This is a genomic window from Paenibacillus pseudetheri (assembly GCF_924513355.1).
GTDB classification, from domain to species: Bacteria; Bacillota; Bacilli; order Paenibacillales; family Paenibacillaceae; genus Paenibacillus_AQ; species Paenibacillus_AQ pseudetheri.
Window position 1 is genome coordinate 1 of the sequence record NZ_CAKMAB010000019.1, and the last position, 18076, is coordinate 18076.

The 18076-nt window shown below is 55.4% G+C and carries 7 protein-coding genes; all 7 read left to right on the plus strand.

Annotated elements, in window-relative coordinates; genetic code table 11:
• Positions 1-168 precede the first annotated feature (168 nt).
• The 7 genes from L1028_RS17530 (at position 169) to L1028_RS17560 (ending at position 18075) form a co-directional block, all read left to right on the plus strand.
• Entirely contained in the window at positions 169-984 is an 816-nt protein-coding gene (locus L1028_RS17530; protein WP_234535993.1) for an AAA family ATPase, read from the plus strand.
• A 248-nt stretch (positions 985-1232) separates the two neighbouring features.
• Positions 1233-2294 carry a glycosyltransferase family 2 protein gene (locus tag L1028_RS17535; RefSeq protein ID WP_234535994.1) on the plus strand — a complete coding sequence of 354 codons (1062 nt, stop codon included), beginning with the start codon at positions 1233-1235 and terminating at the stop codon, positions 2292-2294.
• Between the two features lie 668 nt (positions 2295-2962).
• Positions 2963-3346, plus strand: coding sequence for an aspartate 1-decarboxylase (gene panD, locus L1028_RS17540; protein ID WP_103996753.1), 384 nt, complete (start codon positions 2963-2965; stop codon positions 3344-3346).
• A gap of 28 nt (positions 3347-3374) precedes the next feature.
• Positions 3375-15521: a non-ribosomal peptide synthetase gene (locus L1028_RS17545; protein WP_234536011.1), complete on the plus strand. Its 12147-nt coding sequence runs from the start codon at positions 3375-3377 to the stop codon at positions 15519-15521.
• Between the two features lie 67 nt (positions 15522-15588).
• A complete protein-coding gene (locus L1028_RS17550; protein WP_234536012.1) occupies positions 15589-16461 on the plus strand; it encodes a CPBP family intramembrane glutamic endopeptidase in 873 nt (290 codons plus the stop codon).
• A 4-nt stretch (positions 16462-16465) separates the two neighbouring features.
• Positions 16466-17275 (plus strand): CPBP family intramembrane glutamic endopeptidase, encoded by an 810-nt coding sequence (locus L1028_RS17555; RefSeq protein WP_234536014.1) that lies wholly within the window; start codon positions 16466-16468, stop codon positions 17273-17275.
• Between the two features lie 35 nt (positions 17276-17310).
• Positions 17311-18075, plus strand: a complete 765-nt coding sequence (locus tag L1028_RS17560; protein WP_234536016.1) for a CPBP family intramembrane glutamic endopeptidase — start codon at positions 17311-17313, stop codon at positions 18073-18075.
• Position 18076 lies beyond the last annotated feature (1 nt).

Below are 18076 nucleotides of genomic sequence, written 5' to 3' on the forward strand. Positions count from 1 at the left end.
GTAGTTCATGTTCTGATTCTCCTTGTGTAGGGGTGGTGTGGTAACTTCATTCTACACGAATCAGTCATGGGCTATTTTTTTATTCTCTTAGCAGCTGTCGCACTTCATATTACAATCCGTCTGGTAAAATAGAATTCAAACTATAAGACAGGTAGAAGGAGTGCGGTAATGATTTATTTAAGAAGCTTTAAGCTTTCTGATTATACGAATCGAAATCCCAACATATACCCTGATTATGTATTTAAGCACGTGGCTGGAGAGGTGCTTTTGTTTGATCGAATTACTGTGTTGTATGGGAATAACGGTAGCGGAAAATCCACTTTGCTCAATGTAATTTCCAACAAGCTAGGAATCTCGGGGGCTGAAAAAATGACAAGCTATGGGCATAGTATTTATGCTCAGCGATTCCTTGATTTGAGTAGCTATCAGCTTGGGCATGATGAGCAAGAGCATGAAATCAGGCAACTTCCAGAAGGAAGCCGATATATGAAATCAGAGGATATTTTATATGAGATCAAGAAGATACAGCAATCTTCCGTGCTGCGTGAAGGAATAATGTATGAGCAGATTAACAAAGGGATGAGCAAGGCTCAGGCGGCACAATATGAAGCTACGTATGCGTTTAAGAAGAAGCTGGAGAACATTCAATTCTCGCAAGAAAAATACTCTAATGGAGAAACGTCCATGCAGTTTTTTGAGGAATATTTGCTACCTGGGCAATTGTATTTATTAGACGAGCCGGAAACGTCACTTTCTCCTGCCAATCAAATAAGAATGGCAGAACAAATAAATGAGCTGGCACGATATTTTGATAGTCAATTTATTATTGCCACTCATTCTCCCTTTGTTTTAGGCGCGTTACATGCAAAAATTTATAATCTGGATGCCAAGCCTCTTCAAACAGCAGAATGGTTTGAGCTAGACAATGTACAATTTTTTTATCGATTTTTCAATAAGCATAAGCAATTGTTTGAAAGAGAGTAGGAGCTCATGGCCGCAAAATGGTTTCCAATGCGAGCTGAGGCGCTTTGCTAAATGAAGCGGAGGGCCTTTTGCGTTTCGGAAGGTTGCGAGCAAGCTGGCATATTCATATTGGAATCTGGGACGCTTTTACCTCATAAACAGGGCGTGTTTAAACCGCCGTATGCTTTTTGTACTTGACGGCTTCCCGATCCGTATTTACACTGACGATGATTTGAGGCATATATTTTATAACGATTGGAGTGAAGCGAATGGAGCAGTTGATAAGCATTGTGATGCCAACGTATAATCGGGCGCATATCATTTCCGGGGCGATTGAGTCCATCTTGCGCCAGTCTTACACGAGCTGGGAGCTGATCGTCGTTGATGACCGAAGCACAGATCATACGGAAGAGGCAATCCGCGAGTGGACGCGCAAAGATGCGCGAATCCGCTATGTGTGCAATGAACGGGAAAAAGGACCGGGCGGCGCGCGAAACACGGGGATGCTGGCGGCGAAAGGCGAATATTTGGCGTTTCTTGATTCCGATGACGAATGGTATCCTTGCCATTTGACCGACAGCATGAAGACGCATGCGCTGACGAAAGCGGATATCAGCTTTGCGCTATGGGTGGAACGGCACGGGGATATTACCTCCTACAACTTCGACAATGAGGTTGAGCGGGATTGGCTACATTCGATGAGAACAACGTTTGAAACATGGAATGACGAAGAAACGATTGTATTCGAAAAAGGATTGTTCGAGGCGTTTTTGTCGCATACGCGCAATTTTTTTCAACTGAACACGATGGTATTCCGTCGGGAGCTGCTGGACGAAGTCGGCTTGATCAACGAACATTTTTATCTGGGGGAAGATACGACCTATCTGCTCCGCTTTTTCGACAAATACAGAATTGCGCTGCAAACCAAACCTCATTCCGTCTACAGGCAGTCTACCGACAGCCTCTACTTCTTCTGCGACCGCTGGCAGCTTGATCCCGATACGATTCATCTCAACGAGGAAATATATATAAAAATCGAGGGCCTTAGCTTCAAATCTATCAAGGTGCGCGAGCACATCCGGGATTTGGTCACTCAGTCTGATTCCGTCGGCAATAAAGCGAAACAGCTCTCTTACATTGACATCGGCATTGCAAGCAAATATTATACGCTCAGCTATCTGAACCGTTACGACCGCAAAAAAGCGCTCCACTATTGCCGCCAATCCCTTCGTTACAACGTTTCGATTTTTAATCTGTTTTTGTTTGTCAAGCTGCTGTTTTCAAGCAAGAGCGGAAATGTTTTTTTGCATAGAGCTCTTAATTTTTGGTAGATTTACTCAAAAAAGTAAAAGAATTTCCCCCTCTATTGTACGATTTTCTCCCTATCGCAAGTGAAAGATTAGTACTACTATAAGGGTAAGTAGCAAGAAATTACCTTTTTATGAGAAAAATATTGCATTTCACTACTTTAACTCATTACCGCTACACCCGGTTAAACGTCATGATTTTTCCCCTGCGTAACACTGAACCGCCTGTATGATGAGCACTGCGATGTACAAGCCATATTTTTTTGTTCTGCTGGCGTAGTTTTCAATCAACTGGTACCCGCACAATAGCAAATCTGCCTAATTAGCACGACCTCGTTCTATTGCATGAGCTTGTCCATCAGCAATTATTCCACACAAAAAGCATGAGTTTCCCAGTCAACATGCCCCCTCACAATCAATGAAATAACTATTCAGCACGATCCCACACATAAGCCTGAACTTGAACTTGCTTATTCCTTAAGAACAGTCACATTGGCACGAATTTGCCGCAGAATTTCTTTTTTGAACGGCTTGATTGCACCAGCTTGTTTTTTTCGTTAAGAAAGAGAAACAATGTAGGTTTGTTTGCACTCTGAATGTTCCTTAAAAAGAATATTTGGAAAATGATGTTTGTTATTAAGAAGTTAGCTAAGTTTTATTTTTCCAGACTACTCCACAAGGAGAGTGTATTTATGTTCAGAGAGATGCATAAGTCCAAAATTCACCGTGCTGTCGTGACAGAAGCCAATTTGAATTACGTAGGAAGCATAACCATTGATCAGGATATTTTGGATGCATCGAACATCCTGGAGAACGAAAAAGTGCAAGTGGTCAATATTAATAACGGAGCCAGGCTGGAGACGTATGTCATAACCGGCCCAAGAGGCTCGGGTATGGTGTGCTTGAACGGCGCCGCTGCCAGACTGGTCCAGCCCGGCGACCGCGTCATTATTATTTCTTACGCGATGATGGAGGAATCGGTAGCCCGCACGTATCGTCCGCATGTCGTCATTATGGACGAGCATAATCGTATCGTAACGGAGGATTATCAAGAACTGCATTCCACAACGGTGTGATAAAACACAGAACGGAGGGCTGCCGACTATGAGATCCATCCGTAAATTGTCCGGCGTATTGTTGGCGCACAAGGAAAGCGATGCGGGAATTTTATTTTGTGAAAGCAGTCAGGAGCGCTACTTGTCGTACGGTCAATTACTTGCAATGGCCGGAAGGGCGCTCCATCTGCTGCGCGAGCAGGGCCTTGAACCAGGCGACTTTGCCGTCATGCAGACAGAAGATAACGAACGGTTTATCCTTCTGTTCTGGGCTTGCGTGCTCGGCGGTATTGTCCCCGTACCTGTGACGGCGGCGCGTACGGACGAAGGACGCAAAAAGCTGATCCAGATATGTAAGCAGTTGCAAGCGCCGAGATTGCTCTGCGATGAAGAGCTTTGGCCGGGAATTCAAGGCTACGCTTTGAAGCACGGGGAATCGGAGGTGCTGGCCCAGCTGGAGTCTGGTTGCGTGCCGATTGCGGAGGTTCTAACGGCGGCTGCAGATGCAGACCGGCCCGAGACTGAGCCATATGACGCAGCCGAATCGGACACCGCATTCATCCAGTTTACATCGGGCTCTACCGGAGACCCGAAGGGGGTCGTGCTGACGCACGGCAATCTATTATCGAACATGGCCGCCATTATTCATGGGGCGCAGTCAACGGAGCGGGATTCTTCGCTGAGCTGGCTTCCGCTGACGCATGATATGGGGCTCATCGGCTTTCATCTTTCGCCGCTGTTTTGCGGCATGAATCAGTTTCACTTGCCAACCTCCACGTTTGTGCTTCATCCCATGAAATGGCTGGAACTTACGCATAAGCACCGGGTGACATGTCTCTCCTCGCCGAATTTCGGTTATGTGCATTTTCTGCAGCATTGGAAGCCGGAAGGAGCGGCGGCATGGGATTTGTCTTGCGTCAGGTTGATTTTTAACGGGGCTGAACCGATATCTGCCGCCCATTGCCGCGATTTTCTGGAGGCGATGAAGCCGTATGGGTTAAAGGGAAATTGCATTTTCCCGGTATACGGGCTTGCGGAAGCGAGCCTGGCCGTGACGTTCCCGGGAACGGAAGATCACCTGAATACCATTAAGCTTGAGCGCCAATCACTGGCTATTGGACAACCTGCACGAATGGCCGCGCACGGGGATCATGCCGCGATCGAGATCGTCGAGCTGGGCTTCCCCGTACAAGAGTGCGAGGTGCGCATTTGCGACGAAACAGGAAACCCTTCGGCAGCAGGCAGCGTAGGCTTGATTCATATTAGAGGCCGCAACGTTACAAACGGCTACTATAAGCGGCCCGATGTAAACAAGCAAACGATTTCCCCGGACGGCTGGCTGAATACGGGAGATTTGGGTTTCTTGCTGGAAGGGCGTTTATATGTGACCGGCCGCATGAAGGACGTCATTTTCGTCAACGGGCAAAATGTGTATCCGCATGATCTGGAGGCGTTGATCAGCGGCCTGAAAGGGGCCGAAACCGGGAAAACGGCGATTGCCGCCGTTCAGGATGCGACGACCAAACGGGATGCGATCGCAGTTTTTATTCAGCATCGCGGCAAGACCGGCGGATTTGTACCGCTGATGGCCGAGGTGAAAAAACTACTGAACGCATCGGCCGGTCTGGACGTTGCTTTTGTTGTCCCCGTTCGGCGAATTCCGAAAACGACCTCCGGCAAAATTCAACGCTACGTATTGGCGGAAGCGCTGCGAGAAGGCGAGTTTGCCGAAGCGCTTGCCGAGCTGGCGGAGCTGGAAGCGGCGGCCGCGCTTAAGCGGCGTGATGCGGAAGGCGGCGATGCCTTGCGCGGGGATGTCAGCTTGGAGCCGGCCACGGAGACGGAGCAACGGATCATGTCCATCTGGCGCGAGGTGTTGAAAAAGGATTACATAGGCCGAAATGACGGCTTTCTCGAGCAAGGAGGCAATTCGCTCAAGGCGGCTTATGCCGCCGCCAGGCTGCAAGAGGCGTTTGGCGTCGAGCTTACGCTTACCGAGCTGTTTTTGCATGATACAGTGAGTTCGCTGGCCGCTTTGCTGGAGCAAAAGGCGCAGGAGGGCGAAGGAACTGCCGCCGTTGCGCCGCCGGTGGCCAAAGCGGAGGAGCGGACGGTTTATCCGGCGACCTCGGCGCAAAAGCGGCTATTCATTTTGGAAGAGCTGAATCCGGGGCTGCTCAACTACCATCTGCCATTTGCGGTCCAGGTGAAGGGCCCGCTCGATATCGAACGATTCCGCGCGGCGTGGCGGGCGCTGATAGAGCGGCATCCGGCGCTGCGGATGTCCTTTTACATGGAAGAAGGCCATGTGATGCAGCGCATCGATCAGGCGGTCGAGCCGCCGCTTGCCGTCGTTGACGGAAGCGGCTGGCCGGTGCCTTCGCTGGCGCTGCGGCAGCGCAGCTTCCTGCAGCCGTTTCGTCTGGATCAAGCACCGCTGCTGCGCATGGAGCTTGTGCGCATGGAGCGCGAGTCAAGCGTTCTGCTGCTGGATATGCATCATATCATCACGGATGGAACGTCGATGGGCATTTTGATGTCCGATCTTACGAGGTTTTACGAGGGGAAAGCACCTGAGCCGTTGTCGATTCATGGCGGGGATATAGCGCTGTGGGAGGAAGCGGGCCAAAGCGGCGGGTGGCTGGAGCGCCAGAAGCTTTATTGGCGCGAAATCTTTCGGGATGGCGTGCCGTCTCCAGCACTTCCGTCCCCCCGCCCAAGACCACAGACGCCAAGCTATCGCGGGGCAATTGAGCGCTTCGAGCTGGAGCCTGAGCTTGCCGGGTCGCTGCGGATGTTGGCTAGGCGCGAGGGCGTAACATTATACACTGTGCTGCTTTCGATTTATTATGTACTGCTTGCGAAATACACGGGCGAATTCGATATCGTTGTCGGCACGGCAGCCGCAAGACGGTTACGGCCAGAGCTGCAAAGCGTAGTCGGAATGTTCGTCAACATGGTTCCGGTCCGCCTGCGCGGGGATAGCGGTGCACGCTTCGATCAATGGCTGAAGCAGGTCAATGGGGAGACACTGGCGGCTATCGGCAACGGGGATGTGCCTTATGAAGAAATAGCCGAACTGGCCAATGTGAAACGGGAACACGGGCGGAATCCGCTGTTCGATTCGGTGTTTACGCTGCAAAATATGGAGCTGCCCGAATGGCGGAGCAAGGATGTCGTCTACACGCCCCAAGCGATGGACAGCGGCTCGGCCAAGTTCGACCTGACTTGGGAGTGCGCGGATACAGGCGCAGGCATCGCATTTACACTGGAGTATGCACTGGATTTGTACGATGAGCGTGCCGCTGTGCAATTAGCCCGGCATTATGTAGCGCTGGCCCGGGCAGTAGCCGCGCAGCCGCATGTGTCGCTTGGCGAGCTTGATCCCGTCGATGACCAAGAGCGGGAACGGCTGCTCCGGCTTGGCCGTTCATTCGCCTCGCCGCTGCAGGAGCTGTCGCTGCACAGGCTGTTTGAACGGCAAGCGGTGGAGACACCGCAGCAGATTGCCGTTGAATTGGGCGAGCGGGCATATACCTACAGCGAGCTGAACGAACGTGCCAACCGGTTCGCGCGCACGCTTGTACGGCGCGGCGTGGCGCCGGGTGCGAAGGTGGCGCTGCTGTTGCGGCGCTCGCCCGATATGATTGCGGCGATATTGGCTGTGCTGAAAGCGGGAGCCGTCTATGTGCCGATCGACCCGCACTATCCCGAAGAGCGGATTTTGTTTATGCTGCAGGATACGGAAGCGCGGGCGATCGTGGCTGCGGCTGCGACGATGGAGATGGGCGCACGGCTTGCCGGAGACAGCATAGATGTCGTCGACATGGATGGACTCGATACGAGATGGGCCGGCGAGTCCGGCTATGATCTGGACATCGACGGCTCGGCGGACGATCTCGCTTATATCATGTACACGTCCGGCTCGACGGGCAAGCCGAAAGGGATTATGACCGCGCATCGCAATGTGTCCCGGATTGCCGTCCATACCGATTATGTAAGCATTTCGGAAAACGATGCGCTGTTGCAGCTTTCCAACTACGCCTTTGACGGTTCAACGTTCGATTTGTACGGAGCGCTGTTGAACGGCGCGAAGCTGACGCTGGTCGGCGAGGAAGAGGTTGCCGACGTTGTGCGGCTGACCGAGCTGATTGAGTGCAGAGGCATTACCGTATTCTTTGTGACGACGGCGCTGTTCAATACGCTGGTCGATCATGGGCTGGAGTCGCTGCGCGGCCTGCGCCATATTTTATTTGGCGGAGAGCGGGCTTCCGTGCCGCATATCCGCAAAGCGCTCCGCGCGCTTGGACCGGGCGTGCTCCTGCATGTCTACGGCCCTACGGAAACGACGGTGTTCGCTACCTGCTATCCGGTCACGGAGACATGGGACGGACAAGGAACGGCCACCATGCCGATCGGCGCGCCGATCGCGCGTTCAGAAACGCTGGTGCTGAATGAGCAGGGCCGATTGCAGCCGGACTGGGTGCCGGGCGAGCTGTGGATTGCGGGCGACGGTGTCGCATCCGGCTATGTGAATTTGCCGGAGCAGACCGCTTCGAAGTTCCGGCCGCATCCGTTCCGGGAAGGCGAAACCGTGTACGGAACCGGCGACCTGGTGCGCCGCTTGCCTGACGGAAATTTGGAATTTCTGGACCGGATCGACAGCCAGGTCAAGTTGCGGGGTTACCGGATTGAATTGGGCGAAATCGAAAGCGGGCTGCTGGATTGCGCGGGCGTCAAGGAAGCGTTTGTCGCGCTGATCGAGAATGACGGCGCGCCGTATTTATGCGCTTATATCGTTGCGGAGCAAACCGAAGGGCAGGCAAGCGTTCGAAGCCAACTGACAGGCAAGCTGCCGTCATTTATGATTCCCGCCGCGTTTGTGCAGTTGGAGAAGCTGCCGCTGAGCGGGAGCGGCAAGGTGGACAAAAAAAGTCTGCCTGCGCCGGAGCGCGCAGTCCCATATGAAGCGCCCGCCACAGATACGGAAATCATTGTCGCAGGATTGTGGCAAGAAGTGCTTCATGTAGGGCAGGTTGGCGCGCTTGACCACTTCTTTGAGCATGGCGGCCATTCCTTGAAGGCGGCCGCATTGACCTCAGTAATCTACAAGCATTGCCGGGTGCGCATGCCGCTTCAGGAAATTTTCAAGCTGCCGACGGTCAGAGAGCAGGCGGCCTGGATCGACAGGGCTGCCAAGGAAACGTACGAACCTGTTGTGGGCGCGCCAAAAGCCGCATCCTATCCGCTCAGCCCGCCGCAGCGGCGCATGTTTTTGGCGGAAAGCATGGCTGATATCGGACTAACCTACCATATTCCGCTCGCGCTTAAACTAACGGGTGCGGTGGGTGAGACCAGAATCGGGCCAGCGCTTCGGAAGTTGATCGAACGGCATGAGCCGCTGCGGACCTCCTACCATTGGATCGACGGCGTTCCGGCACAGATCGTGCACGATTCGGCCGCCTTTGTTCTGCAAACAGCGGAGCTTGCGGAGACGCCGCTGCCGGAATGCTTGAGCGAGTTTTTCCGGCCGCTGGAGCTTGCAGCAGCGCCGCTGCTCGCCGCATGTTATTGCCGGCCCGAATCGGAAGGTGCGGAGGCTTATCTGCTGCTCAACATTCACCACATCGCGGCGGACGGTATATCTGTCAAGCTGCTGCTGGAGGAGTTGACCGCTTTGATCGACGGCGCTGAACTTGCGTCGCCGGCTCTGCATTACAAGGATTACGCCATTTGGCAGGAGCGACAGTCCGGCTCGGAGCGGGCCAGGGCAAGCCGAGCGTTTTGGACGGAGCAGCTTGCAGAGTCGCCGGCGCCGCTCGATATGCCATTGGATCGACCGCGCGGCGACCGTCAGACATTTGCGGGTGATACGTATAGCTTCCACATTCCGGCGGCGCTCGCCGCACGGCTGAAAGAGACGGCCGCAAACGCCGGAGCGAGCATGAACAGCCTGCTTTTTGCTGCTTACTCGCTGTTGCTGAAGGGAACGACGCATCAGTCGGAATTTGTAATCGGTTCTTTGGCGGCAGGCCGGACGCATCCGGACACGGCCCGGATGATCGGCATGTTCAACCAGTTTCTACCGATTCGGATGTCGGTGGCGGACGAGCTGCCAGTCCTGGCGTTTGTCGGTGAGACCCATGGGCGTTTGCTTGCCGCATACGGTCATGGCGATGTCAGTCTCGAGCACATGATGGAAGCGGCCCGGTATCCGCATGAACCGTCGCGCAACCCGCTGTTCGATACGATGCTGATCGTTCACAACCAGTTTGAAGACGAGAAGCTGGTGACGCGCGGTGACGGCTGGAGCATGGAGCCTTTGCCCGTCGGCCACGGAACATCCAAACTGGACTTTAAGCTCGATCTGTACAGCGATGGCGAAGGCGGTCTGCGGGCGGAGCTGGAGTATAATACGGGATTGTTCCATAAAGGCACGATGGAGCGGTTGGCGGCGCGGCTGCTTTACATTTTGGAGCAAACGGCCGCCAGCCCCGACCTGATCTGTGGCGAGGTCACTATGGCGACGCCTGCCGAAGAAGCCGCCTTTGCGGCATGGAATGATACGGGACATCCGTACCCGGCGGAGAAGACGATTCACGGATGGTTCGCCGAGTCCGCCCGGCGGTGGCCGGACTTCCCGGCGGTGCGGTCGGCCGAAGGCTCGCTGACGTACGGGGAGCTGAATGACCGCGCCGAACGCATGGCTGCCTTGCTAAGAGGCAAGGGGGTTGCGGTCGAAACGATTGTGCCGATTGCCGCTCAGCGCTCGTTGTCCATGATGATTGCGATTATGGCGGTGCTCAAGGCGGGAGGGGCCTATTTACCAATCGACCCGGAGCATCCGCCCGAGCGGACTCGCGGCATCCTTGAGGATAGCGGGGCCAGACTGCTCCTGGCGGGGGCCAAGTGGATTCATACGCTCCCGGCCTTCCAGGGAGAAACGCTCGATCTGGACGCGCTTGCGGCTGCCGCCGCATCGGAGCTGCCGAAGGGCGAAGAAGAAACGGACCTGCCGCCTCAAGCGGGCCCCGAGCATTTGGCATATGTCATTTATACATCAGGCTCTACGGGCAAACCCAAAGGCGTTATGGTGGAGCACCGCTCGGCAATCAACCGGCTGAACTGGATGCAGACGGCTTATCCGCTGAATGAGCACGACGTTATTTTGCAAAAAACGCCGATCACGTTCGACGTTTCCGTATGGGAGCTTTTCTGGTGGAGCTTTGCCGGTGCTTCGCTTTATTTGCTGGAGCCCGGCGGGGAGAAGGAGCCGTCGGTCATGCTGCGCTCGATTGTGGAGCAGACGGTTACGGTTATGCATTTTGTGCCGTCCATGCTGGGCGTCTTTTTACCCTATGCAGCGGACAGCGGCAGAGGCGGCGAGCTTTGTTCCCTGCGATACGTATTTGCGAGCGGCGAAGTACTCAAGCCCGCGCATGTTGCAGGTTTTTACAGCCTGATGGAGCGCGGCGGCGGTCAATGCCGGCTCATTAATCTGTACGGCCCGACGGAAGCGACGGTCGATGTCAGCTATTACGATTGCCCGGACGCTGGGGCGGGTACGATTCCGATCGGCAAGCCAATCCATAACATCCGGCTCTACATTGTGGACGAGCGGATGAGACCGCAGCCGATCGGCGTGTCCGGCGAGCTGTGCATCGAGGGTGCCAGTCTTGCGCGCGGATATCGCAACAGGCCGGATTTGACGGAGCAAAGCTTTGTTCCGAATCCGTTTGCCGCAGGAGAGAAGCTGTACCGTACCGGCGATCGCGCAAGGTGGCTACCGGACGGCAATATTGAATATTTGGGACGCTTTGACCATCAGGTCAAGCTGCGTGGCCTCCGCATCGAATGCGGCGAGATCGAGCACGCGCTGCTCTTGCAGGCGGAAGTTCTCGATGCCGTGGTGACGGCGGTGACGGACCCTGCAGGAGAGCCGGCGCTTTGCGCAAATCTCGTGACAGCAGACGGGGAGGCGCCGGAGGAAGCGAGCCTTCGGGCGGCACTTAAGGAACTGCTGCCGGAGTATATGATTCCTTCGTATTTTGTTGCTATGGAAGCGTTCCCGCTGAGTCCGAGCGGCAAAGCCGACCGCAGCCGCCTGCCACAGCCCCGGTTCGTTGAACCGGCGGCTTGCGGCGAGGCGCCGGCTACGACGACGGAGAAGCGGCTGGCCGAGCTTTGGCGGGAGGTGCTCGTTCTGGCCGCAAGCGGGCCGGACGATCGAGCGGTGATCGGGAGAGAAGCCCATTTCTTCCAATTGGGCGGCCATTCCTTGCGCGCTGCGCAGCTTGCGGGCTTGATCGAGCAGCGTTATGGAGCGGCGTTTGCGATGAAGGATGTGTTCGACGCTCCCCTGCTGCGGGAAATGGCGGCCCGCATCGACACCGCGGCTCCCAAGCGGATCGCGGTTATTGCCCGGACGGAAAGCCGGCCGTTCTACCCGTTGTCGCTCGCGCAGAACAGGCTGTTTGTGCTGCAGCAGCTTTATCCCGACAGCACGGCCTACAATCTTCCGCTCGCGCTGAACCTGACGGGCAAGCTTGATCAGGACAGGCTTCGCGAGGCGATTCAAGGGCTGATTGACCGCCATGAACCGCTGCGCACCAGCTTTGACTGGGCAGACGGCAAGCCGGTGCAGCGTGTCCATGAGCGGGTTTCGTTTGAACTCGCCGTGCATGCCTTGATGGATGCGGCGGACTTGAATACATTTGCGCGTGCGGTCGTCCGCCCGTTCGATTTGCGAAAGGCTCCGTTAATTCGGGCCTTTCTCGCGACGGACGGCGAAAGTCGGCATACGCTGCTGCTGGACATTCACCACATCGTCGCCGACGGCGTGTCCATGAATGTAATGGCGTGCGATTTCGAGCAACTGTATCGCGGCGGCTCCTTGCAGCCGCTGCCAATTCACTATAAGGATGCCGCCGTTTGGCAGCAGGAGTGGATGGCTTCGGAGGCGAGAGAGCAGCAAGAGCAATATTGGGCGTTCCGGCTAGCGGGTACGCTTCCTGTGCTGCAACTGCCGACCGATTTTCCGCGTCCGCTTGAACAAAGCTTCGAAGGCGCCAAGCTTGCGCTGTCGATTCCGGCGGAGCTTGCCGAGGGGACCTCGGCGGCGGCGGAGAAATGGGACGTTACGCCATTCCATATCTGGCTTGCCGCCTACCATACGTTATTGCATCTGATGACGGGGCAAGACGATCTTATTGTCGGCACGCCGATCGCCGGCCGCTTCCATCCCGCAACCGAGTCTCTGGTCGGCATGTTTGTCAATACGCTGCCGATTCGCAGCAGGCCATCCAGCGAACTGCCGTTCAGAGCGTTCGCCGAGCAGCTCAAAGAAACTGCGCTTGCGGCGCTGGACAACGGCTTGCTCCCGTTTGAGCATATGGTGACGATGCTGGGTGTGCCGCGCGACCTGAGCCGCAATCCGCTGTTCGACACGATGTTTGTCATGCAGCATATGGAGGCCGGACAGGCGGCGGACGCCTTGCAATTCGAGACGCAAGTGCCGGACAATCGCGTATCGAAGCTGGACTTGACGTTTGAGATTGCGGATCAGGGCGCAAAAGGCGCAGCCTTGACGATCGAATATGCGACGGCGCTGTTTAAAGAAGACAGCATACGCAGAATGGCGGAATGGTATTTCCGTATTGTCTGCCTTGCACTGGCCGAGCCGGAGCGGCCGCTCGGAGGGATCGGGCTACTTGACGCCGCGGCGGCGGAGAAGCAGAACGAAGCGTTCAATCGCACGGTGGCGCCGTATGCAAGCGGCGATACGGTAGAGGTTTACCTCGAAAGACAAGCGGCGGAAACGCCGCAGGCCGTTGCGGTTGCGGCGGAGGACGGAGCATTGACATATGCGGAATTGAATCGGAGGTCGAACCGGCTGGCGCAGGCGCTCAGAAAGCAAGGCGTCAAGCGCGAGGAGCGCGTGGCCGTCGTGATGGATCGCAGCCTGGAGATGATGATTGCAATCTTTGGCGTGCTGAAGGCGGGCGGAGCTTATGTGCCTGTTGCGCCGGGCTTGCCGACGGAGCGAATCCGCTACATGCTGGACAATTCCGGAGCCAAGCTTGTCTTGACGAAGGGCAAAGCCCCGGAAGGGCTGGAGACATTTCTGCCATTTATGGACGTTCATGAGACGCTGGCGCAGGAGCGACACGACTTCCCTGTGGAGAAGCTGCATGATTCACGTTCGCTTGCTTATGTGCTGTATACTTCGGGATCGACCGGACAACCGAAAGGGGTCATGATCGAGCATCATTCCGTCGTCAACCGGATCGGCTGGATGCAGAAGCGATACGGACTGGACGCAAGCGGAGTCATTATGCAGAAAACGCCGATTACCTTCGACGTATCGGTCTGGGAGCTGTTCTGGTGGAGCTTTGCGGGAGCCAAGCTGGTCCTGCTGCCTCCGGGCGGCGAAAAGGACACCGCACTTATGATGGACACGATAGCGCGGCATGGCGTAACGACGATGCATTTTGTACCGTCAATGCTGCACCTGTTCATGGAGCATCCCGGCTTGCTACGCGGGGAGGCAAGGCTGGAGAGCCTGAGGTATGTGTTCGCCAGCGGCGAAGCCCTGACTGCGGATCAGGTGCGGCGGTTCCGCGAGCGGATCGGAGTTCCATTCGATGCCAGGCTTGTGAACTTGTACGGCCCGACCGAGGCGACGGTTGACGTTTCCTATTACGATTGCTCTGACGGCGATATTCCGATCCAGGTGCCGATTGGCAAGCCGATCGACAATATCTCGCTTTATATCGTGAGCGATGCGATGAAGCTCCAGCCTGTCGGCATTGCCGGGGAACTGTGCATATCCGGCGCGGGCCTGGCGCGGGGTTATATCGGCCGGCCCGATTTGACGGAAGAAAAGTTCGTCGATAATCCGTTTGCGGCGGGCAGTCTGATGTATCGGACAGGAGACCTTGCCAGATGGCTGCCTGACGGAACGATCGAATATTTGGGCCGAATCGACCATCAGGTAAAAATAAGGGGCCAGCGCATCGAATGCGGGGAAATCGAGCATGTGCTGCTCGGTCATCCGGTGGTTTCGGAAGCGGTGGTCATGAAGCGGGACGCCGCAAGCGGGAGTCAATATTTATGCGCGTACATCGTTTGCTCCGAACCTGCGGACCAACAGGAACTGCGGGATTTTACAGCGCTGCGCCTGCCGGATTATATGATTCCGCAGGCCGTGGTGGACCTGCCAGCCATGCCCCTGTCTCCAAACGGCAAAATCGACCGGAAGGCGCTGCCGGAGCCGGAGCTGGCGGCGGATAGCGGTACTCCGTTTGTCGAAGCGACAAGCGATATCGAACTGGCGATTGCCGACGTATGGCGCGAAATCCTGCAAAGGGACGACTTCGGCATCCATCATCGTTTCTTCGATGTTGGGGGAGAATCGCTGCTGCTGGTGCGGGTGCATCAACGGCTGGAGGCGTTGTATCCAGGCGCTCTCGGCGTAACGGATTTGTTCACCTATCCGACTATCGCATCGCTTGCGGCTTATCTGGAGTCGAGAAATCGCGAGCTCGCGAGCTGGAGCTGGAGCGGACTGCCTGTGGCAGACGACTACGTCAGTAGCGGCTATACCGCGGAGCGTATCGGTAGCGTTCAGTTCCAACTGGACCGGGCGGTTGCACAAGGGATTGCGGAACTTGCGGCATCCCGCTCAGTGACTGTTGAAACTGCGGCTTATGCCGTATATCTGTACTTCTGGCGCGGCGAGTCCGGCATGGGCCGGCTTGTGCTTCCGGCAATGACGGACAATGGGCTGATTGCCCCGAAAGAAATCGACTTTGCGGAGGTGCGCGATTTCGATACGCTGCTGCGGCATGCCGCCAAGCGGGCGAGTGCGGGAGAATGTTATACTGCACGGCAAATCAGAAAGCAGCCGCAAGCCGAAGCCGGATTTGCCTTGTTCCCGTTATTTGCAGGAGCAGCGCAGCATGGGTTCAAGGAGCGGGAGGCGCTATTGGAACGATTCGATGTTGTGCTGTATATGGATGGCGCTGCGTCACCAAGCGGAGCGGAAGGGCCAGAGCTTGGCGGGGTTTGGACGTACGACGCCCGGCGCCTCGGCAAGGAGGCGGTGCTGGATTGGGCTTCCGCTTACCTGGAGCTGCTGTCGAGCGTGGTCGAGCAATATCGCGCCGCAGCAGACAGTGCCGCCTCGAGGGAGTAGCATGAGCCAAGCCGGGGTGCGTCTGACCCAAGAATACATTTGACAGAAGTAAGAAAGGAGATTTCCTGTGAAAAAAGTGTTGACCGTTATAGGGAATATCGCGCTTTATCTCGGGGTCTTTTATGCACTGCTCTATCTGCTTCGCTCTACTTACAATTACGAAGCGACGCTGTCCTTCGCCAAGTTTCTGGATCGCAACCCGGCCATGTTTATGGTCGTTTTGTTCACGCTGATTACGCTTGTTTACATGCTCATCTTTCGTATCAAAGGATGGATCTGGCCCCATGCAGAAAAAAATCTGTTCCGCGCGTCGGGCTTCAAACGGCTGAGCGGCTCGCGCATCTTGCTGATGATTGGTCTGGGTCTTGCCGGAAGCTTGTTCAGCATCGGCCTTATTGTTATTGACGATATTGCCCAGCGATTCCCGTCCATTCCCGCGCTAGTAGACGATCTGATCAGGGGGGATTCGATCTGGTACGTCATTCTGGGCGCCGGTTTGATTGGCCCGGCATTTGAAGAAATATTGTTCAGGGGCCTCATTTTTAGCGAGCTTCGCAGGGTTATGCCGGTATATGTGGCCTTGGTTCTGCAAGCCGCGGCTTACGCCTACTTCCAGCCGAGCGCGGCGCTTTCGGTCATCAGCATCGGTTCGGGCCTGATTTACGGGGGGTTGTATTTGCGCACCGGGTCGCTGTGGTCGCCTATTCTGGTACAGAATACGGCCATGGGCACAATCTTTTTATTTAAATATTTCGGGTTCTACGAATGGTTTGACAAGCTGGGCGATGTTTCGCTGTATATCATTACAGCGCTCTGTCTGGCTGCGTTGATTGGAGGTTCCGTCTATGTCTGGCGGACCTCCGGTAATGGCGGCATCGGCGCACGTGTCAGTCAAGCTCTGACGGCTGACGCGCCGCCGGCAGCACAAAAGGGGGGCTGACCGCATGAAGGCGTGGGGAATGATGCTGGCTCGCGTGGCCGTTGTTATCGGCCTGTATTTTGGATGGTTTTTTACCGTGACGACCTTATTTTTCGATTATGTATACCCCAGAAGCACGTGGTTTGAACAGAACACGGTAACCGTCATTATTTTGAACGATATGGTAGGTTTGCCGCTAATGCTGCTGGCCTGGAGGTTTATATTCAAAGAAAATCTGTTTAAGGCGGCTGAGTTCCGTGTAATGGGCGGCAAATCGGTGGCGATCGCTTTATGGATCGGGCTTGGAGCCGGCCTGTTTACAGTCGCTTTCTCCCGGCTTCCCGCCATTGCATCGGACAGGTACCAGTTCCGCGAATTGTTTGATTACCTGAACCGCGCGGAATGGTATGTATTTCTGGTTTTTCTGATTCTCGGAAATATTTACAAGGAGACGTTGTTCAGAGGCATTCTGATGAATGAGTTTAGACGCGTGTTCCCGGTGTGGATCGCCATTGTGATTCAGGGCGTGTTGTACGGTGCGTTGTTCTTTTTCGGAGACATTCCGCTGTCGTTGTACGGTTTTCTTGGCGCTGTTATTTTTGCGCTCTTGTATGTCTGGTTTAAATCCATCTGGGCGCCGATTGCCGCGCAAGTCGCCTGTCAGGGCAGCCAGTATCTGCTTTGGCATTACGGGCCAGAGACGACAGACGTCACCGTCATGTCCATCGTAATGGCTGTAGCGGTCGCCATGATTGCGGTTGGCATATTCCTTGCGGTCAAGCGTCGCTCTTCGATCTCCGCGCCGCTGTCTTCCGAGGCGGTGACTTCGGCGTGAAGGGATTGCGAATAGCGGGAAATACCGTCTTATATTTGGTCATTTATGCGGCGATTGTGAAGCTTGTCAATCAAGCGCTCTACAACTGGGTCAGCGATCCCGGGCTGAAAGATTGGATCGCTGATAATTCCGGCATTGTGATGATCGTATCCAATATCATCGTGCTTGCACTTTATCTTCCGCTGCTGTGCTGGCAAAAAATTTCGCTGAAGGATTTAGGGTTTGTTCCTGTGCGCGGCGGATCATTGCTGCTGTCCGCAGGGACGGGCGTCTGGCTCGGCTTGTTTATCGCCGCGTTTACCCGTCTTCCGTGGATAAAAGCGACCTTTCCGGCCATTTCTGATCTGGTCGCTTTTGTCGCCGGCGGCAGCCTGATCATTTTTGTACTCGGCAGCTTGCTGCTGGGGTCTTTGCTGGAGGAATGGCTGTTCAGAGGCATGGTGTTCCATATGTTGCGTAAGCGTCTTTCGGTTCTGTGGACGGTGCTGCTCCAAGCCGTATTGTTCGGTGCTGTATTTATGAATGTGACACTTGGTGTATTTGCGGCGCTTGGCGCGATTGTATACGGAGCCGTTCGCGCCGGATCGCATTGTCTTTGGGGGTCGCTTGCGGCCCATGTATGCAGCACAGGCACCTTGTATATCATGCTGCAATGGGCGGGTGATTGGCAGTCCGGTACGCTTGGATTATTAGCCCTGATCAGCGGACTCGGCATCGCGGCGCATGTGTTGCTGCTGCTGCGCGGGAGCGGCGGAAGGGCGGAAAAAGAACAGACCGTCAGTGATTCCATTACTATCTAGG